This window comes from Granulicella sp. L46, from assembly GCF_009765785.1.
Classification (GTDB): domain Bacteria; phylum Acidobacteriota; class Terriglobia; order Terriglobales; family Acidobacteriaceae; genus Granulicella.
The window spans coordinates 510,403-530,441 of record NZ_LMUT01000012.1; the positions used below are offsets into that span (position 1 = coordinate 510,403).

Annotated in this window: 14 protein-coding genes and 1 tRNA gene; 8 read left to right on the forward strand and 7 right to left on the reverse strand. The window is 58.1% G+C overall.

All coding sequences use genetic code 11. From position 1 onward, the window contains the following. The 3 genes from GSQ80_RS11475 to GSQ80_RS11485 form a co-directional block, all read left to right on the forward strand. Positions 1 to 400: TolC family protein (locus GSQ80_RS11475; protein ID WP_158787771.1), on the forward strand; the 400-nt coding region annotated here is incomplete at its 5' end. A 7-nt stretch (positions 401 to 407) separates the two neighbouring features. After that, complete coding sequence (locus GSQ80_RS11480; protein ID WP_158787772.1) at positions 408 to 1,823, forward strand: sigma-54 dependent transcriptional regulator; 1,416 nt, start codon at positions 408 to 410, stop codon at positions 1,821 to 1,823. Beyond that, positions 1,813 to 3,216, forward strand: a complete 1,404-nt coding sequence (locus tag GSQ80_RS11485) for a PAS domain-containing sensor histidine kinase (protein WP_254059590.1) — start codon at positions 1,813 to 1,815, stop codon at positions 3,214 to 3,216. The genes GSQ80_RS11480 and GSQ80_RS11485 overlap by 11 nt, the downstream gene beginning before the upstream one ends. Positions 3,217 to 3,248: 32 nt before the next feature. Here the strand turns inward: GSQ80_RS11485 and GSQ80_RS11490 are convergent, their stop codons facing one another. Then, complete coding sequence (locus GSQ80_RS11490) at positions 3,249 to 5,903, reverse strand: ABC transporter permease (protein ID WP_158787773.1); 2,655 nt, start codon at positions 5,901 to 5,903, stop codon at positions 3,249 to 3,251. Between the two features lie 9 nt (positions 5,904 to 5,912). Next, positions 5,913 to 6,251: a PadR family transcriptional regulator gene (locus tag GSQ80_RS11495; RefSeq protein ID WP_158787774.1), complete on the reverse strand. Its 339-nt coding sequence runs from the start codon at positions 6,249 to 6,251 to the stop codon at positions 5,913 to 5,915. A 663-nt stretch (positions 6,252 to 6,914) separates the two neighbouring features. Between GSQ80_RS11495 and GSQ80_RS11500 the strand changes: the two genes are divergently transcribed. The 3 genes from GSQ80_RS11500 to GSQ80_RS11510 all read left to right on the forward strand — a co-directional run bounded on the left by GSQ80_RS11500 (position 6,915) and on the right by GSQ80_RS11510 (position 11,035). Beyond that, positions 6,915 to 7,002: transfer RNA gene (locus GSQ80_RS11500), tRNA-Ser, on the forward strand. 367 nt (positions 7,003 to 7,369) lie between these two features. Further along, positions 7,370 to 8,893 carry a PAS domain S-box protein gene (locus tag GSQ80_RS11505; protein ID WP_158787775.1) on the forward strand — a complete coding sequence of 508 codons (1,524 nt, stop codon included), beginning with the start codon at positions 7,370 to 7,372 and terminating at the stop codon, positions 8,891 to 8,893. A gap of 51 nt (positions 8,894 to 8,944) precedes the next feature. After that, positions 8,945 to 11,035: a PAS domain-containing protein gene (locus GSQ80_RS11510; protein WP_158787776.1), complete on the forward strand. Its 2,091-nt coding sequence runs from the start codon at positions 8,945 to 8,947 to the stop codon at positions 11,033 to 11,035. Between the two features lie 22 nt (positions 11,036 to 11,057). Here the strand turns inward: GSQ80_RS11510 and GSQ80_RS11515 are convergent, their stop codons facing one another. The 4 genes from GSQ80_RS11515 to GSQ80_RS11530 form a co-directional block, all read right to left on the reverse strand. After that, positions 11,058 to 12,077, reverse strand: coding sequence for a response regulator (locus GSQ80_RS11515; protein WP_158788670.1), 1,020 nt, complete (start codon positions 12,075 to 12,077; stop codon positions 11,058 to 11,060). Positions 12,078 to 12,497: 420 nt separating this feature from the next. After that, on the reverse strand, positions 12,498 to 15,068 hold the full coding sequence (locus GSQ80_RS11520) for a hypothetical protein (protein ID WP_158787777.1): 2,571 nt from the start codon (positions 15,066 to 15,068) through the stop codon (positions 12,498 to 12,500). Positions 15,069 to 15,179: 111 nt separating this feature from the next. Beyond that, positions 15,180 to 16,124 carry a DmsE family decaheme c-type cytochrome gene (locus tag GSQ80_RS11525; RefSeq protein WP_254059591.1) on the reverse strand — a complete coding sequence of 315 codons (945 nt, stop codon included), beginning with the start codon at positions 16,122 to 16,124 and terminating at the stop codon, positions 15,180 to 15,182. A gap of 494 nt (positions 16,125 to 16,618) precedes the next feature. After that, positions 16,619 to 16,771 (reverse strand): hypothetical protein, encoded by a 153-nt coding sequence (locus GSQ80_RS11530; protein ID WP_158787778.1) that lies wholly within the window; start codon positions 16,769 to 16,771, stop codon positions 16,619 to 16,621. 171 nt (positions 16,772 to 16,942) lie between these two features. On the opposite strand from GSQ80_RS11530, the gene GSQ80_RS11535 reads away from it, so the two are divergent. Together GSQ80_RS11535 and GSQ80_RS11540 are read left to right on the forward strand one after the other, a co-directional pair. Beyond that, positions 16,943 to 17,656, forward strand: coding sequence for a Crp/Fnr family transcriptional regulator (locus tag GSQ80_RS11535; protein WP_254059592.1), 714 nt, complete (start codon positions 16,943 to 16,945; stop codon positions 17,654 to 17,656). Between the two features lie 220 nt (positions 17,657 to 17,876). Next, positions 17,877 to 18,821: a universal stress protein gene (locus GSQ80_RS11540; protein ID WP_158787779.1), complete on the forward strand. Its 945-nt coding sequence runs from the start codon at positions 17,877 to 17,879 to the stop codon at positions 18,819 to 18,821. Positions 18,822 to 18,877: 56 nt separating this feature from the next. Here the strand turns inward: GSQ80_RS11540 and GSQ80_RS11545 are convergent, their stop codons facing one another. After that, on the reverse strand, positions 18,878 to 20,035 hold the full coding sequence (locus tag GSQ80_RS11545) for a TIGR04053 family radical SAM/SPASM domain-containing protein (protein WP_158787780.1): 1,158 nt from the start codon (positions 20,033 to 20,035) through the stop codon (positions 18,878 to 18,880). Positions 20,036 to 20,039: the final 4 nt, after the last annotated feature.

Sequence of the window (20,039 nt, forward strand, 5' to 3'; positions counted from 1 at the left end):
CAAGTCCGACCAGTACCGCGCCGAACTGGAATCGCGCCAAGCTGAGCTGCGCCTCCAGCAACTCCGCAAACAAATTCGCATCGAAGTCCGCAACGCCCAATATTCTCTGGATCAAAGCCAGGCCCGAGTCCAATTCGCCACCAAGGCCCGCGACCTCGCACAGAAGACCTTCGATATCACCGGCAAGGAGCAATCGCTCGGCGCAGGCTCGGCGCTCCAGACCCTCACCGCGCGTCACGACCTCGCCACCGCGGAGTCTGCGCTGGTAGCTGCAAGGACGGCATACCAGAAAGCACGCATCGAATTGGACCGCGCGGTCGGTAGAACGCTCGATGCGAATTCAATTTCGGTAGAATCAGCTCGTACCGGTGTGCAGTCCGTAACCTCGAAGCAGCCGTAGCCAAACTATGCCGGAAGAAACAGTCCTTCATCCCGCTGCACCGATCCAGTCCGCTGCGGCGGACACCGGCGGACCTCGCCGCCTGCTCATCGGCGATGACCAGCTGCACATTCTCGAAGCGTTGGAGATACTGCTTCTTCCCGAAGGATATCGCCTCTCGACAGCGCGCACGCCGGCCCTGGTCCTCGACTGCTTTGCGCATCAAGAGTTCGACGGCGTGTTGCTCGACCTGAACTACACCCGAGACACTACCTCCGGTCTTGAGGGCCTCGACCTGGTTGCGGCCATCCGAGAACGTGATGCTCTGATCCCGATCATCGTCATGACCGCCTATGCGAACGTAGATCTTGCCGTAGAGGCCATGCGCCGCGGTGCCAATGACTTCGTTCAAAAGCCTTGGGACAACCCGCGCCTGCTCACTGTCCTGCGCAATCAACTCGAATTGCATCGTGCGCTCAAGCGGACGCAATGGCTCGAAGCCGAAAACCGCATCCTCCGTGCCGAAGGCGCACCCGACTTCATCGCTACTGCGCCTTCCATGTATCCGGTCGTTGCCTTGATGGGACGAGTCGGTCCGTCGGACGCGAACATCCTCATTACGGGAGAGCACGGCACCGGCAAAGAGGTCGTCGCCCAAACCCTCCATCGCCTCTCTCATCGTGCCCAAAGAAACATCGTCGCCGTCAACACCGGCGCGCTCTCCGAAGGCACCTTTGAAAGTGAACTTTTCGGCCACGTGAAGGGCGCGTTCACCGACGCCCGCGTCGATCGCATCGGCCGCTTCGAGTTGGCCAACGGCGGCACGCTCTTCCTCGATGAGATTGCCAACATCCCCATTCGCCAGCAAGCCAAACTGCTCCGGGTGCTTGAAACAGGGGAGCTCGAGCGCGTTGGATCCTCGACCACTCGTACGGTCGACGTGCGTATGCTATCCGCCACCAATGCCAACCTGCACGTCGAGGCAAGCGCCGGCCGTTTCCGCGAAGATCTCCTCTTTCGCCTCAATACTGTCGAGATCAGGTTGCCCGCACTGCGTGAGCGGCGCGAAGACATCCCCACTCTGGCGGCGCACTTTCTCTCTCGCTACGCCGCACGCTACCGCCGTCCGATCGAAGGCTTCGATGCGCCCGCCATGCAGGCTCTGCTCTCCTATGCCTGGCCAGGCAATGTCCGCGAACTTGATCACACCATGGAGCGTGCTGTTCTCATGGCTGGGAACTCCCGGATTCACATCGCAGATCTCGGTTTGAATACGCAGCGAACTTCGCCCCAAAGCCTCGATGACCTTAGCCTCGAAGCCGTCGAATCCATTCTTATCCAAAAGGCGCTCAGCCGCTCTCAAGGAAACGTGACCCAGGCCGCCGAAGCTCTCGGCCTCAGTCGCGGTGCACTCTATCGTCGGATGGAGAAGTATGGGCTCTAGGCCGGAGCCCGCCGTCCAGCGTCAGCGGCTCTCGCTCGGCCCAACCCGACGTCGCCTCAAGTACGAGCACCGCATTCGCCTCTGGCTCACCGCCTTCACGCTGCCCATGATCGTCGGCGCCGCTCTACTTGCCTACCAACAAAGCCAGTCGCCACTAATATCCATTGCCGCGGCCGCTTCGGCCGCAACCATCTGCGCAATTGCTTGTGCCTATTTCTTTGAACAGCTCATTCGCCCCCTGCAGACTCTTTCGAACGTCGTCGCTGCTCTGCGCGAGGATGACTTCTCCTTTCGCGCCCGCGGAGCCAGCCGCGGAGACTCTCTGGGAGATCTAGCACTGGAGATCAATGCGCTCGCGAGCACGCTGCAGAGTCAACGCTCCGCCGCACGCGACGCGCTCACCCTCGTAGAGCGGGTCATGACCTCCATGCAGTCGCCCGTGCTGGCCTTTGATTCAGCCGGGCGTCTGCGCCTCCTCAATCCCGCAGCACAGCAGGCCTTTCATCTCGAACGTCAGCGAAGCATCGGCATTTCGGCAAACCAATTGCAGCTCGACACCCTGCTCGCTACCGAGGACGAAGGCCTTTACGCTGGTGCCAACCCTCTCGTCGAGCACGCATCTGTTGCCGTCCGCTGGTCCGTCCGACGCACCACTTTTCGCCTCCAGGGCGTACCCCACACGCTCTTTGTCCTCTCAGACGTCGCAGCAGCGCTTCGCGAAGAGGAACGCATTGCCTGGCACCGTCTTATACGCGTGCTCAGCCACGAGATCAACAACTCGCTCACTCCTATCAAGTCCATTGCGGGAAGTTTGCGCACACGGCTCACTGCCCCTCACAACCCGGGCGCTAACGATGACATGTATCGCGGTCTAACCGTGATTGAGGAGCGTGCTGCCTCTCTCAATCGCTTCCTCCAGGCCTACCAGCAGCTCATGCGTTTACCTGCGCCCCACATTCAATTGCTCTCGCTCACTCCATTGCTCGAACAGGTCACCCACCTTGAAACCCGCCTCCCCATCGCCCTCCATCCCGGCCCACCCATTCACCTCCGTGCCGATGCCGACCAACTCCAGCAACTGCTCATCAACCTCATTCGCAATGCCGTCGAAGCAGCTCTCAGTTCCACCGCTGGAGCCCGCCCCGAGGTCTCAGTCGCCTGGAGCACCAACCCCACCTCCGCAGTCGTTCAGGTTCGCGACAACGGTATGGGGCTCATGAATCCGGCCAATCTTTTCGTCCCCTTTTACACTACAAAGCCGGAGGGCAGCGGCATCGGCCTCGTCCTCGCACAGCAAATCGCGACCGCGCACAAGGGCTCCGTAACGCTCTACAACAACCCCGACGCGGCAGGGTGCATCGCCGAACTCCGACTTCCCTTGGAGCAATCGTGATGACATGTTGGCCTGCTCGCTAACCTTGATTGCTAACACTCCCGCAAGAGCCGCGCCGGATCGATCGCGAGAGCGCGACGCGCCGGGATCCATGTACCAATGAGACCAAGCATCATCATGACGAGGGCGACGCAGGCGAGCAACAGCGGATCACTCGTGCTTGGGAAGGAAATGAGGTGTGCGAGGAGGCGCGCAGCCAACAAGCCGCCGATGAGACCGGCGCACGCTCCAATGATCAGGATGAGGACGGGGCGGCTAAGCGTGGAGCGCATGACCTGCATGCGCTGAGCGCCGAGGGCCATTCGGATGCCTTGCTCCTTCATGCGTTTAGAGACGGAGTACGACGCCATACCGAAGATGCCGGTGACCGCGAGTATGGCGGCAATCAGCCCCATGACGCCCAGAACAAGCGTGGCGGTGCGAACTGGCATCATGGACCGATCGATGGCGTCGCTCCATGTGAGGATGGAGAACGGCGCGGTCGTTACGACCTGCGAGAGCGAGCGGCGCAGAGCGCCAGCAATTTGGTCTGGAGGCAATTGCGAGCGAACAAGAACGGTTACGGGACCAGAGACCATATACTGCCCGATGCCCTGCGCATAGGCCATGAAGATCGCGGGTTGCGGATTCTCGCCTGGATCCATGTATTTTCCGTCTTCGACAACGCCGATGATCTCCAGTCTGACCGGGTCGAAAAGCTTGAACCGCTTTCCGAGAACATGGGTCGTGCCAAACATGCGCCGGGCAAAGGTCTCATTGACAAGGGCGACGGTCGGCGAGCCCGGCTTGTCCTCTGGTGTGATGTCGCGCCCGGATTCGAGGTGCGTCCCGGCAACCTGAAAATACCCTGGAGAAACAGAATAGGTGATCGAGTCGAAGGCTGCGTTAGCCGGCACAAACTGCGTTGTGTCCCATGAATAGGTTGTCCATCCCCAGACGCCCAGGAATGGAGCGTAATCCGAAGTCGCGGCTGCGGTCACTCCAGGTATCGCCCCGGCCGTGTCCAGCAGCCGTTTCTGGACAATTCGAGCTTGAGGATCGGGAACGCCGGCCATCTTCAGATCGACCTGGGCGAGCGTTACCCCCTTGGTTGAGATACCCAGCGGCGCGCGCAGCCGCTGGATCATGCCACGCACGGCAACCAGCGAACTGGTGACAAGAAGAGTGCAGACAGCGACCTGGACCAGCAGCAGAGCGTCACGCATGGCAAAGCGACGAAAGGACCCGGCGGCGACATAATTGCTCTTGATCGCCTGAACGACATCTGTCTTCCACACCTGCCGTGCCGGAAGGAGGGCGAACACGATTCCACTTCCTATGGAGAGAACGATGGCGACGATATAGACGCGCACATCCGGAGCGATGAGGAATTTGCTGGGGAAATCGCCAGGCCGCCAGTGACTGAGGACGCCAAGCACCAGACGGGCGAAGAAGGTTCCGACAATGCCGCCAACGAGTGAAACGAGGATGGCTTCGGTCAGCAACTGACGCGCGACAGCCAATCGGCTGGAGCCGATAGCTAGACGGATAGCAAGCTCGCTGCTACGGTCCGCGGCACGTGCCGCGAAGATGCTGGCGAGATTAGCGCATGCGGCGAGCAGGACCAGCAACGCCAGGACTGTCATGCCGAGCAGTGCTTTTCTGATTGGATCATCACTGTTGCCAGAGGGTCCTGGTTTGCGTGTGGTGAGTGTGAGCCCTTGGTCTTCCGGGTACTCTCTTGCCATCTGCCTCGCAATCGCTCCGATGTCTTGCGAGGCTTGCTGCTGTGTGACACCCGGCTTGAGCCGGCCGAGGAGGGTGAACTCGCGGTGACTGCGCCAATCAAAGTCGTCCCAACCCGTCACCTGCTGGGCGTTCACCGCAGGAATCCAATAGTCCGGCCAGAAGAAGAAATCGGTGCCGTGAAAGTTCTTCGGCGCAACGCCAATGACGGTAAGGGGCTGCTGATTGAGAAAAGCAACCTTGCCGATTAAGTGCGGGCTTGCGGCAAAATGACTCTGCCAGAAGTCGTAGCTGAGAACAATGTATGGCGCCGAGGCGAGGCCGTGTTCATCCGAAGCATGAAAGAAGCGACCGAGTGCGGGTTGCAGGCCGAGCACATCGAAGTAGTTGCCGGATGCGGCATTGCCCCAGCTTTGAGATAGGGACTTGTCGATGTCCATGCTGACGTGAATGATCTTGTAGGCAAGTATCCCGCTAAAGGATCGGTTGCGGTCCTGGTAGTCGCGATAGTCGGGATAGGACTGCGAGGCACCTCTGTTTCCTTCACCCGCAATCTGGACGAGATTATCGGGCTGAGGTACATTCAACGGCCGAAGCAGGATGCCATTCAGCACACTGAAGACGACGACATTGGCACCGATTCCGACTGCGAGCGTGAGGATGGCAGTGAGAGCGAATCCCGGTGAATGGAGTAGCTTACGAAAAGCGAAGCGGATGTCACGCGCGATCTCTTCGAGCCAAGGCAATCCTCGCTGTACGCGATAGCTCTCGCGAACCTGGGTGACACCGCCGACCGCGCGCAGAGCTGCTATCCGCGCCTGCTGCTCGGTCATGCCGTTTGCTCGATGTTCTTCCATCGCCAGTTCGATGTGCGCGCGTAGCTCTTCATCGAGATCGGCATCGAGCTGCCTCTTGCGGAAGACCGCCGAGCAGCGACTTAACAAGACGCGAATCCAACTCATAGGCGGCTCCTAATTAAATGGTGCAAGAAAGCGCGCCATGGTGGCGGCGACGCGCTCCCAGTTCTCAGTTTGCTGCGTTATCTGCTTTCGTCCGCTACGTGTCAGCGAGTAGAACCTGGCTCGACGACCCGTTTCCGATGTGCCCCACGCGGCCTTTACCCATGCTCGCTGTTCCAGGCGAAGGAGAGCCGGATAGATAGTCCCCTGGTTGAGGCTGACGGAGTTCTCACTGACCTGTTCAATGCGCCGCGCTATGCCATAGCCGTGCATCGGGCCCATCGACTCAAGCGTCTTTAGCACCATCAGATCAAGCGTTCCCTGTAATACATCTGATTTGCTTTCTGGCACGCCTTTTCTCCTGTTGGTTGTCCGCCTATAGGATGGGCGCGCTATAGGCCGAATGTCAACAGGTAAGGGATTAATATCTCCGTCTTTGTTTGAACCTCAATTTTTGATATCAGGCCGATGCGCTCATTGAACCCTAAAACGAGGAGCCTCCATGTTGTTCGGGGGAATTTAGGGCAACTCAGAAGCTCTCTCGTTTGGGCTTGCCAAACGCTCAACCATTGCGAGTAATACGATGCTCTAGATCGGGAGTGTCAAGTGTCCGAGCGTCCCAAGATGTGAGTAACACGGAGCGCTAGCTTGGCGGTTGCGGCAGGGGAAGGCCCTCGAGCGAGCCTTCAACTATACGTTCAGGTGGGTTTCGGGTTACAAGCCGGGGTGCTTAGCCCGGTTTCGGGTTACGCATCTAGGTCTACAGCAACGTGTCGCTTCATTCTTCGACGAGCCAAACAATAAGGGAGCTTGACCGAAGAACGAGCGGCCTAACCAAGGAAATCCGATCTGGAGTTGTTCTTGGCCCTCTTATGCGGCTTGCCAGCACTTCGCTGTCGCTGGAACATTCGCGGATGGACCAATGACCCGACGAACGCTGGCGCTCCGTGTTACGACGGATACTTCCCTGCTTACCCCTCGTGATAAAGTTAAACGGTTGCCCCGCGTTCGAGTGGAGAGATGGCCGAGTGGCTGAAGGCGCACGCTTGGAAAGCGTGTTTACCGCAAGGTAACGTGGGTTCGAATCCCACTCTCTCCGCCATTTTAGAATCAATGGTTTGCATGGAGAGCGGCACCATCCCGGTTCTAATCCGTTGCCAACGCTGCCTTGGAGTACGTCTTTCTCAAGCGCCCCGGTTCCCTGCCGTGCTCGAGGCCCGATAAAAAAGTTCTGCCGCCTGCCTAATAAAGGGCCGGGGCGTTTGTGTAACCATCGCCATCGGGTCAGCTTCATCCTGCTGAAGCGCTTCCGCCTATCCCCACACAGCACTGGAACCCGAGATGTCACGCGCGCCCATTCGGGCGCGATGAGCGCGTTTGTTATCGCAAGTTAAGAGCAATTAGCGAATGCCTATGCTCATTCTATTGCACTTAAGAGTGTATGATGGCTTTTCCGGGAGATCGACGGGATGAAAAATGCCAGTGTTGCGGCGCAACTCGAAGCCGTTGTTGCTCCAACCAAGACTACGATCCGGCCTCAGATAACTACGCCGAATGGAGACGAGATTCTGAGTGAGAGCGAAGCGCGGTTTCGCTGGTTGGCGGATGCTGCTCCGGTGCTGATCTGGGGGTCCGGCGTCGACAAACTGTACACCTACTTCAATAGGCCCTGGCTGGAATTCACGGGACGAGCCTTGGACCTCGAGCTTGGAGAGGGCTGGGCAGAAGGTGTTCATCCGGAGGATTTGCGACAGTGCCTGAATACCTACACGCAATCCTTCGATCGGCGAGAGAAATTCAGGGTGGAATACCGGCTACGGAGGTACGACGGCGAGTATCGATGGATTTTGGACATCGGAGTGCCGAGGTTTGATCAGGATGATTCCTTTGTCGGTTATATGGGGATTGCTGTCGATGTGACCGATCGCAAGTTAGTAGAGGAAACACTGCGGGGGAGCGAGGCGCGGTATCTGGAGTTGGCCGAACAGAGCCGCTCGACCCACTGGGAAGTGGACCCGCAGGGTCTTTTCATCTATGTCAGCAATGTCTCCCAGGCCACCTGGGGTTATCCCCCGGAGGAAATCATTGGCCAGATGCACTTTTACGACCTCCATCCCGAAGAAGGACGCGATGCGTTCAAGGCGGCGAACTTCGCAATCATGGAACAGAAGCAAAGGTTCCAGGACGTAGTCCACGCCGTGAAAAGAAAGGATGGCCGCCTCGCTTGGGGCTCCGTCAACGGCATCCCCGTTCTGAATGCCGACGGAACCCTGCGGTGTTATCGAGGTAGTTGCACTGACATCACCGAGCGCAAGCTGGCGGAAGAGGCGCTTTCCAGCGTAAGCCGGAAGCTAATCGAAGCACACGAACAGGAACGTACTCGGATTGGGAGAGAATTGCATGACGACATCGTCCAAAGACTCGCGATGTTGGTGGTACAGCTCGACAGAATTCAACAGCATATTCCCGATCCGGCATCTGAATTCGGTAGGCAAATCGGCGATCTTAGAGGCCAAGCTTCCGAAATAACGAACGATGTTCAATCGTTGTCCCACGAATTGCACTCTTCGAAACACGAGTATCTAGGGATCGTTGGAGCGACCAGAAATTTCTGCCGTGAGTTTGGTGAGCGTCAGAAGGTGGAGGTTGATTTTCAGAGCCATGATATTCCTGATACCTTACCAACCGACCTTTTTCTTCCATTGTTCCGAGTTTTACAAGAGGCCCTCAGTAATGCCAGCAAGCACAGTGGGGTAAGGAGCTTCGAAGTGAAACTGTTGGGGAGCCCGGAAGACATTCAGCTCACTGTCAGAGATCGCGGTGCGGGGTTTGATCCAGAAGCCGCAACGAAGTGCACCGGGCTTGGCCTCACGAGCATGAAGGAGCGTCTGAGACTCGTCGGTGGAGAACTTTCGATCAGGTCGCAACGCGAGCACGGCACTACCATCCACGCTCGTGTACCCCTCGGTCGGGATGCAATTCAAAGTGTGTGACTCGGTAACTTATCTAGATTGGAAGTGTCTTTGCTTTAATCGGTGGCGTTTATGTTTAAAACTCTCATCATAAACATGGGGAAACGATTCTCGTCGAATTCTGGAACGGGGCTAAGAGTTTCTCTTTGGCCGACGGCGCTGGTCGGAATCGTGGTCATCAAAGCCGTGCTTTCACTCAACGTGACGCCGGGATCTTTTCTGCTTTCTTATAGCGGGATCAGTTATTTCCTTTTACTATTTTTGGCAACAAGTTTCGCTATCCGCAATGGAATACGGAAAACCGCAGGAACGCGCGCATTCTGGATGTCTCTCGCAATTGCCTACGGCCTTTGGACGCTAGACCAGTATCTGATGCTGTACTACGAGCTTGTTCGGCACATTGCGGTGCCCGATGGTTCGATTGCTGATCCGTTGCTATTTCTGCACATCGTACCGCTGATGGCCGCTGTGGCAAGCTTGCCACACCAGAGCAGCACTTCCGGCCGCAAGCTATACAGCACGATATTGAACTCTCTACTCTTATTGTTTTTCTGGAGCTTTCTCTATGGTTACCTGGTTTTTCCATACCAATACTTCCCAACCGCCGCCGGTTACGCCCTGCGTTTTGACGTTCTCTACTTACTAGAGAATCTGGCTCTGTTGTTGGTTGTCGGCGTATTGACCCTGCGCGCGCAGCCTCCATGGAGGTCTATCTATCTTCATCTCCTGGGCGCCTCGACTCTATATGCGTTAAGCTCAACTGTCGCCAACCTTGCAATTGACTCGGGAGGATACATCAATGGCAAGTTGTATGGCCTGGGCCTGACCGCTTCGGTTTGCTGGTTCGTGTGGATACCGCTGCGCGCACGGCAGATAGAGGGAGAAGCAACAGCCATCCAGTCTGATAGTGGTCAGAGTTCACGAGGCTCTGCATGGGCGATGCTCGTTGTTGTGGCAGTTCCGATCCCGATTATCTGGGAACTGTTCAAACGAAATGAAAACGTCGGTCTGCCGACTTTTCGTCTGCTGGTCGCAATTATCGCGATTCTGTGTCTGGCGAGCGCTGCCTTTATAAAGGAATATCTTGCCAGACGTGAAATGGATTTCCATTTTAATTTGGCCAACGACAGACTACGTCTTGCTATGGAAGCAGGCGCATCGGTGGGGTGGGACCTGGACGTGAAGAGCGGACGGAATGTCTGGTTCGGCGACCTGCGCATCTTCGGAATCGATTCCGATACTTACGTAACAACCGGCTCAGAGTTCACTCGTCTCCTGCATCCGGAAGACCGGACGAGAGTCTCGGAAGCGATCGCGGATGCAAGGCAAAGCAAGAAGCCGTACGCCGCAGAATTTCGTGTCTTACAGCCAGATGGGACAGTTCGCTGGCTGGGAGCGCGAGGCAAGTTTTACTACGCCAGGAACGGCAACCCGGAGCGGATGCTTGGCGTGTCGGTAGATATCACCAAGAGCAAGTTGGCGGAAGAAGCCGTTTCCTCCATGAACCGCAGAGTGATTGAGGCAGAAGAACGGGAGCGTGACCGGATCGCGAAAGACCTTCACGAAAACATCGGTCAGCGTCTTGCTTTGTTGGCGATTGCGATCGAACAACTCAAACGTGACCTCCCCGATCAGGCCGTCGAATTTCTTGATTCTATGGACGCAGTATGGAGGAAGACCTTAGGGATATTGACCGATGTGAAAGCTTCGGCGCATGAACTGTATTCTCCAAGGCTCGAGTATCTCGGCATTGCTGCAGTGATGAAGACCTTCTGCGAAGAGTTCTCGGAGAGAAAGAGTGTTGAAATTGACTTCAGGAGCCAAGGTTTCTCCAGCCCCGTACTACCGGACGTTTCTATCTGTCTTTTCCGCGTTCTGCAAGAAGCGCTGCATAACGGGGTGATGCACAGCGGGGTGCAGAAGTTCAGTGTGAAATTGTGGGGTGAATCGGATGAGATTCGTCTTAGAGTCAGCGACGCGGGCGTTGGCTTTGATCTCGGAGCGGCGAGGGGAGGCCGTGGGCTTGGCCTGGTTAGAATCGAGCAGCGAATTAAACTGGTGGAAGGAACGTCTTGGATCGATTCACAACCAGAAAAAGGCACTACAGTCCAGGTTAGCGTGCCCATGCATTCTGAACGCGTTTTCCTTCGTGCGGCTGGCTAGATAAGCACGAACTTTTGCCCGTTCAATTGAAAGAAACGGCGGAGTGCCTCGCGCGAATTCTTTCATAGATGCGGCTTTCCTCTTCACTCTGAAAAGCGCTCAACACATACCCACACAAAAGATCGGCATCGCAGCTCCTGGCGATCTCGTCACATAGGCGTTCTACTTCCATCGCCGCATCCGTCTTTCCCTGCTCCCACAAAACGGGAGCACATTCACCACAAAGCGCGACATGGGGGCGATCCCCGCTCGATGCTTTTCCGGCTGCGGCAATCAGATCGCCCGCGACTTTAAGAAATCGAGCCGGGTCAGGCAGATCATTCACCATGAAAGTCGAGAGCGTGTCGGCAACATCCAAAGAGACATAGCGCGCCTGTTCAACAGCGGCGACAATATCCACGCCGTGCTGGCGCAATTTCTCTAGAAGACTCCTCCGATGCGACTCAGTCACCACCGCGATCACTGTATTGCCGGCGACCAAAGCGGCTTCGATGAAACGAGTAAAGCCAATTACGAAGGCTGCGTCATCCGCATAGAATTCAACCTCGTGATTGCGCGTGGCATCCACCCTTTCCAATGCTGGTGGTTGCAAAGGCTCATCGGTACGGTCGAGAGTTTTCGTCTCAAACGAGGGGATGAAAACGTGACCCGATAGTCCGCTGCTGACAAACTGCACGCCTTGAAGAACCGCTTCCACAGCAACCAGCAACTCGTTGCCGGCGTGCACTTTAACCACGTAGCCCAGGGCCCCCGTGGCGAGAGCTTCCTGTACTACTTCGGCAGAAGACTCTTGGCTAACGAAGAGGATTTTGCTCTCCGGGAACAGCTTGCGGATTCGTCGAGCCGCATCGATTCCATTCAGTGAAGGAAGCCCGATGTCGAGCAAAATCAACTCCGGCCGGAGTTCTTCGGCTTTCTTGACTGCTTCTAATCCGTCCGCGACCTCGCAGATCTGAAATCCTGGCTCCTTGCTCAGCGTCGAACAAATGAAGCGCCGAAATGGCTCATAATCTTCGACTACGAGAACCCGGCGCAATGACATTTCCAAGTTGTTTCCTCACCCTTCATAAGGTGCAAACCCGGTTCTCCGAGTTTAGTTGCTAGTTCTACTCATAGTCTCACGTTCCGCGATTCAGGCTGGGCCTTCGCCTGTGAGTGGGTATCTCACCCCGATATCCTCCCCACCTGACAAATCTGGCGGCCTCGCCGGGAGGCAGTCGCTTAGCCGATCTCTGGTTTCAGCCGTTGACTTGGGCTGGCATGGGAAGCGAGCGGACATCCAGATATGCACCTCTGCCAGACGATTCCTAGTGCGTTGGAAACTGGCACCTACTCAATGCACTTTGCATCCGCTGATGAAAGCACAACAAACATTGAGGTGCCCGGCCGAATCCGGTTTAAAGAAAATGCAGCTGCCCCAAACTATCGAGAGCGGCTGTCATTTCTTTAGCAGTCTGCGTTTCTAGAACTCGTAGTGCATGGAGAGGGTGACGAGGTTGGCGTGGAAGTTTCTGGGGGCTGTTAGGCCGGAGGGAGGTTCGGTGAGGCCGGTGGGATAGGGTGCGAGGGAGGGGGAGTTGCAGGGGACTACCACCGCGGTTGGCGAGGTGGTGGTGCTGCAGAGGGGAGCGCCGGAGGGGCCGCCTTCACCGTAGCCGTAGTAGTTGTAGTCGGCTCGGAAGATCCAGCCGGGGTGAACCGTCCATGCAACGTGTACGAAGGGCGATTGATAGGCGGACTGTAAGGAACCATTCACCTGGCGTGCGTCGTTGAAGAACTGGTTGCCGCTGACCGCGCTGATGGTGTAGCCGAGGCTACCCTGGATGGTCCTGGTCGGATTCACGGTGAGCGAGGCAGAGGCGTACTGGGTGGGTGCATCCATGAAGTCCTTGGTTGGACCCCAGTCGGAGAGGACGGTCGTCGATCCGCGGACGAAGACTCCGGGACAGATGGCAGGGGTTCCGGCGGGCGTAAGGACGGCTGTACCGGGCAGCGTGGGGGTGGCTCCGTTGAGGTAGCAGATGTTGGTGGAGGTGTAGACATCCGAGTAGGCGTAGCTGAAGTCGAAGCTGTAGCGCTCGCTCGGCGCCAGGTCCGTGGAGATGCTGGCCACGCGGCTGTGATCCACATGCTGGAGGGGGCCGTCGATGGGCGGGACACCGGTGTTGTTGGTGTTGTTGTGGTGCTCGGTGTCGAGGTAGGAGGTGGCGATCGACGCCCAGGTTTTGGGTTTGTAGGTCGAGTGCACGCGATAGACCTGGGTCTGGCGCGCGCCTACCGGGGTGAAGGCATTGTCGGCGTAAAAGGCCTCGAAGGTGCCGTTGATGTTCCAGTGATCGGTTGGGCGAAGAGCGATGTTGACGATGCCGCCGTTTTGTTCGATGTTGATGTTGGTGGTCGGCGAGGTGAGCACGGAGGGGGTTCCGGCGTAGGCTGAGATCTTTTGGCCGATGAACCGGGTGCCGTAGCGATAGGTGACCGAGATCATGGCACGCGGCGTGACATCCCAGGTAACCGTTGCGTTATTGGTGAGGATCCTTTGCCCGAAGTAGTTTGGCAGCGGCAGTCCGTTGGGAGCCTGGCCGACGATCGCGACCACGCCTGGAGTCAGTGGACCGGCGTAGTTGATGGTCTCGTTGTGCGCCGTCGCGGGCGTGCTCTCAGAGACGCCGCGGAACGTGCCCGTACCGGGGATGCGGACATTGGAGAAGTCGAACTGCTCCGAGAAGCTGAACTTCTTGGCGAACTGCCAGGTCGCACCCACATCTGCGCCTACGTTCTGACGCCTTGCTGTCCCTGCTCCCGTGTAGCTCTGGGTGCGGATGATGCCATTCAGGCCCTGGAAGTTCTCCTGGTAGCTGGGCATATTCGTATTCGCCGCGGTGTAGCGGAAGATTCCATTGGCGGCGAGATTGTGGATGCTGGAGGATTGGAAGCGCAGCATCTCGGTCGGGTAAATGCTCCGCGTCGGCTGATAGCGAGAGTAGTTGGAGATGACGCTGCAGGCTGGATCCACCACCGGCAGGCCGGCGGTGCCCGAGGCTGACGTCAGGATAACGCCTGGCGTCGCGATGCTGTTCGCGTTGCAGTTGCTCGCAGCGTACGGTGTCTGGCTATCCCAGTTGCCCAGCGATACCGGCAGGCCGTTCGCCTCCTGCACCGTGTATTGATTGGGGTTGAGGATGAAGTAGGAGTCATTCTTGTAATGCGTGATCTGCTCCTCGAACGTGATCATGGTCTGCTGCAGCGGCTTCCAATCGACCGCGCCAAGGAAATCATCCGTGCTGTTGCGCTCCATCTCCTGGAACAGCATGCTGGTTTTGGCTGTTTCGTAGCCGCCGCCGATGCTCCTTGGACCCTGGAAGATGTTCTGCGAGTAGCCGACACGGAAGGTCAGCTTGGATAGAGGGAAGATGGTGAGGTTGGTGTCGGTCATCCTGCGGACGGTGTTGAACAGCTCCGGGGACTGGAGAACCTGGGGCCAGGCGTAGTTTCCAAGCGCTCCGCCCACGCCGATCGGGATGCTCTGCCCTCCCGGGATGTTGGGATTGCCGAACAGATCGTAATCGAAGTACTGGCGGTCGCGACGGAACAGGCCGGAGAACTCGTAGACCTTGCCCTTCGAGAAGTCGAGCTTGACGACATTGATCGGATCGCCGCCGAAGCCGTTGCTGTACCCCGTCAGGCTATCCAGCAGCGGATGCTTGATGCCCGGAACCGAGCGCAGCGTGATGGTTTGACCCAGCACCCGCGGTCCGGATTGGATGTTGACCAGCGTGTCGTACATCGAACCGCTGCCGGTGATGCCAACGATGTGTCCGCCCAGGTCCACCGTGTTATGGACAACGAAGCCGTCCTGCACAACGGGCTTGGCGGGCAGAGCGGCGTTGACAGGAGCTGCGGTTGCAGGAGCTGCGTCCTGGGCGGCCGCGAAGCCGGTCATCAGCAGTAGGGCGACGCCTACGGCACCGGCGACCCGATGGGTCATGCTGGGGTGCGCTTTGGGCAGCCGCGTATCGTTTGTCTTCATCATCTCAAGCCTCACTTGACCTAAACCTTGCTTCTGTAAGCCCGTTATCCGGGCGTGCTGCTGAATCTGGACCCAGCCGTCCTGTTGCTGCCGGACGGCAACCACGTATCGCCGCTACTTTTTCAGGTAGGGATCCACGTTCGATCCGTGGATCATCACGTGGCAGTCGATACAGGGAGACAACTCTGCCGATCCCGAACCCATCCCGTGGACGGTGTTTGCGGCAACCGGACTATGGCACTGGTTGCACAGCTGGTTGATGTTCGGCACATTCAACAAGCGGGCGTTTTGCGATCCGTGGGGCGTATGGCAGGCGATGCAGCCTTCTCCCCTCACCGCGGCGTGCTCGTAGATGAACGGTCCGCGCGTCTCGGTGTGGCACTTGGTGCAGATCGCGTTCTGATCTGCCGTTATTTTGAGATTGGCGGGCTGGAACGTCCCGTGCACGTTGTGGCAGTCGCTGCAGGAGATCAAGCCCTCGTTCACCTTGTGGTGGAACGGCATCGCGAACGCCGGCTTGATGCTGGTGTGGCAGCTGTAGCAGAGCGTCGGCTGCGTCGCCACTAACAGCGGCGTGTCCTCGACCGACTTGTGGATGCTGTGGCAGCTCAGGCAGTTCACCCCGGCCTTGGCATGCGGCGAGCGCAGGAAGTTCGGGTGCGTGTTTGCGTGGCAGCCCAGGCAGGTCTTGTCCACCTCGGACGGCGTCAGCTTGTTGAAGCGCACGATCTTGGTCACATCCCCGCCACCCTCTACGTGCGCCTGGCCTGGTCCGTGGCAGCTCTCGCAGCTCGCGCCCGCTCCACCATGCTCGAGCGCCAGCTTGGCATGGGGATTGTCCACCATGCTGTCCGCGTTCTTCTGGTGGCATGTCGCACACGTCTCGCTGCCTACATACCCAGGCGCCGGGGTCGCTTCCGCCGCCGTCGTCGCCTGCTTCAAGGTCTGCGTCTGGGTCTGCGTCTGCGCGGCCGCCATCCCCGCGCCCCACATCGTCATCACCCCAACCACTGCGATCAGAAGAAAATACTTCGTTGTCTTGCGGGGCATCTGTCCCATGTAAAACACCTCTATTGGCGCGTTAAGTTTGTTGTTTCCATCTACTGGTTGAAGTCGGCCACACCATCAACATCGCAACCATAGTCTTGCCCCCAGCCGCATACGGTGACCTTCATCACACGGATGACGATAAGGAATCACTCCCTCTACGCCATGCTTCGAGACGGGGACGCAATCTGGTGAAAATGAGCCAGTTACTGGATTCCCGATCTAAATGGAATGGGGGCGATATGCGGTGAAGCAGTTCGGTAAACGAATCTTGTGATCCAGATCACCGCGTCATGTTCAGGCTTGGCATTTTATGGTGATGCGGGTTCATCTGAGCGACCCGAATTCACTGGAGGCTGCATGCCACTGCAGTTTCGGCGAGGAAGAGCGATGAGAGTGTCGGCAGGCCCTGAAGCTCAAATCAAGATCCTGTGCCGATCGAATCGCCTTGCGCCATTTGAAGCTTCACGCAGAGACGAAATCATGAGCCTTGGCGAAGAAAGATCTTACCGGGGGAGCTGGGCAGAGCAGAGGGTGGTCGCGAGGTTGGCAACGAACAGGACGAGGAAGGCGACAAGGATTACAACGACACCGCCGACGGTCAGCCGTTCCCAGAGATCTGAACTATCGCGTGCTAGCAACTCCCGTATACCTGTCATCACTCTTGTCCTCATGAGCAACTTTACAGCCCTCACCAATCATTGCAGTGACCAAGATCACAGGCCGACTCTTTGCCCTTCGCCGACGCAGAGATGTTGCTCTTCGCTAACACAGAGACGGATCGCATCCACAAGGATTTTCCCATTCGCATTTCAAGAGAGAAGGTTTGCATGACGTATCCCCACTCACACATGACCACGGGCTGCAAGAACTGTTCGGACCGTTCGCTGCGAATTATGTGCGACCTTTCCGGGCAGGCGCGCGTGGACTTTGAGGCCCTCGGCATGCAGATGAAGCTGCCCAAACGCGCGATCATCTTTCAGGAAGATGACGTCTGCGATGCGGCGACGATTGTCTGCATGGGCCAGGTGAAGTTGTCCTGCACTTCGCGTGAGGGCAAGACACACATCCTTAAGATTGCGGTCCCGGGCGACGTGCTTGGAATGGGCGCAGCGATCTCCGGGGCGCACTTCGAGGTGACGGCGGAGACGATCGAGCCGTGCGTGGTGAAGAAGATTCGGCGCAGCGAGCTGCTGGCGTTTCTGGAGAAGTATGGGCAGGCGAGCATGCTCGCGGCTAAGGCACTGTCTGAGGAGTACAAGTCGGCGTTCTTCGATGCGCGGCGGCTGGCGCTGTCAGGATCTACGGCGGGCCGGCTGGCTGGCGTTCTGCTGGACTGGGGACGAGCTGCAGCGGGATGCAATGGAACCGATATGCGGTTCACGATGGCGTTGACGCATGAGGAGCTGGCGAACCTGGCAGGCACGTCGCGAGAGACGGTCACGCGCGCGCTGGGGAAGTTTCAGAAGGAAGGGTTGATCGAGATTCATGGCTCGTCGTTTCGCGTGGTTTCACCGACGGGCCTGGAGACGTTGTGCTCTTAGTACGACAGAAGCTTTCTCATAATCGGCTCATAAGTCCTTCATAAAACCTGTTTGTGACTTTTATCACAGCTATCGACTCTCAGAGCGCATTGAATCAGGCGCAACGCAGCTTTCAAGATGGCCCGAATGACTGGACGGTCGATGTGCAGGCATCAGAGCTCTTTTCCGAGACCGACGGTGCGCGCGCGAGACTCGAACGCTGAGTGAGGAGTCATGGGCTATGAAACAGATATCGGGTAAGACAAGCTCACCATTCAGGCGAGTTCTATTTGCGACGAAGTGCTCGGCGGATTATGAGGGCGCCCTTCAGGCAACATTTAATTTTTGTCAGAAAAACAAAGCCAGCCTGCGCATTCTGCATGTATCGAAGACGAATGCTTCGCCACGTGGAGGGAGCAACGCATCGACGGATCAGAGTGCGGCATTGATCCTTCGGCAGATGAAGGAACGGGCGATAGGGCTGGGGCTCAGCTGCACCAGCCAGCTTGAAACGGGAGATCCGGCAGAGAAGATTCTGCAGGCGATCGAGGAGTACCAGGCGGACCTTTTGATTCTGGGAACCAGTGAGCTGCGCGGATCGAAGCGCGGAGCCTTCGGTCCCACCGCTGAAGAAGTCATGCGTGCGTCGAGCTGCCCCATCATGACGGTTGGTCCGGTGGCCGCAGGCCTTATTCCGCAGCAGGCGTTTGACGGGCCAGTGGTATTTGCGACCGATTTCCACTCGAGGACACGGCATGCGGTTCAAACGGCGGTTTGCTATTGCAAGGGGCTCGACCTGCAGCTGCATTGCCTGCATGTACTTCCGCGCTCGCTACAATCCAGCCACGACAATACGCTGCCGGAGATCCTGACTTCTGCGCTGAAACATCTGGTCGCAACCAGTCCCGTGGCGATCGAGAAGCTGGTCTGCCGCGTCACGTATGGCAGCGAGATATCCAATTCGGTGGTTGATTACAGCCGGCAGCAGGGCGCAAGTTCGATTTTTCTCGGAGTTCGCCGCGATAGCATCTTCTCTCTGGACGATCCGTTGCCAATTGTCTTCCGCATCATTACCGAGGCGCCGTGCCCCGTGGTCACGATTCTTTGTGACGCCGAGGCTGATCCGGAGTCGACGAGCCATCCTGCACCGCCGAAGTCGGCCGTGCCGCCGTCATTTCTTCAGTAAGCTGACCGCCCGAGTAGACCGCGAGCGAGCGCGCTCTACTTGCGGTTGAGGTGTTTCTAGTGGACCGCTGGCTCGTAGTGGCAGAAGGGGTCGCTGGCCAGCGCATCGCCGGTGGCGGCGAAGGCGCGAGCTCGGGAGCCGCCGCAGAGGGCGCGGTACTCGCAGTAACCGCATTTCCCCTTGAACAGGTTTGGATTGTGCAGTGCCTGGAACATGGGGGCGTTGCGGTAGACGTCCTGCAGTTGATCCTGACGGACGTTGCCGATGGTGAGCGGGAGGAAGCCGGCGGGGCAGATGTCTCCCTGGTTGGAGATGAACATGATGCCGTGGCCGTCGCGAATGCCGAAGCCGCGGTAAACGGGCGTGCGCTCGATCTCGGCGGCAACCATGCCGGCCTGGCGCATGCGGTTGAGCGCGACGCGGCGATAGGACGGTGCCTCGGTGGTCGCCATGGCGAAGGGTGCAATCTTCGACTGATCGTAGATCCAGTTCATTAGCTGCTCGCCGCGCTCGCTCGAAATGGGCTGCAGAACTTTGCCGCGGCCGACTTCGATGAGGAAGAAGAGGCTCCAGCGCATGACGGGGAAGGACGAAGTTAGCAGCTCGTAGATTGCGGGAATGTCGTCGACCGTTTCCTGGGAGACCAGCGTGTTGATCTGAATGGGAACGCCGAGGCTGGCCGCGGCTTTGGCAGCGGCGATGGTCCAGTCGAAGCAGCCTTCGACGCCGCGAACGGCCTCATGGCGAGCGGCGTTGGAGCCATCGAGACTGAGGCCGAAGCTGTCGACGCCGTGGGCTTTCAGCTTGGTCATTACTTCGAGCGTGAGATCGGTGGTGGCGCTGGGCGTGATGGAGACGTTGATGCCGAGGGAGCGTGCCTCGTCGATGAGTTCGAAGAGATCCTTGCGGCGCAGCGGGTCGCCGCCGGTGAAGACCAGGTGCGGCGTGGGGTGGTTGAAGGCTGCGATTTGGTGCAGCAGGTTCTTCCCTTCCTCGGTGGTGAGCTCGTTGGGGTGGGGCGTGGAGACTGCCTCGGCGCGGCAGTGGCGGCACGCAAGGCCGCACGCCTGCGTCATCTCCCAATAGACCAGCATGGGCTGATCCGAATAGCTGTGGGTGGAGGAGTGCTGCGGGTGCGTGGACGGGTGGCCATGACGGGCGGGAGTGGGAATGGGAATGGAACGAATATCTTTGATCGAGGTTGGGGACGACATTGGG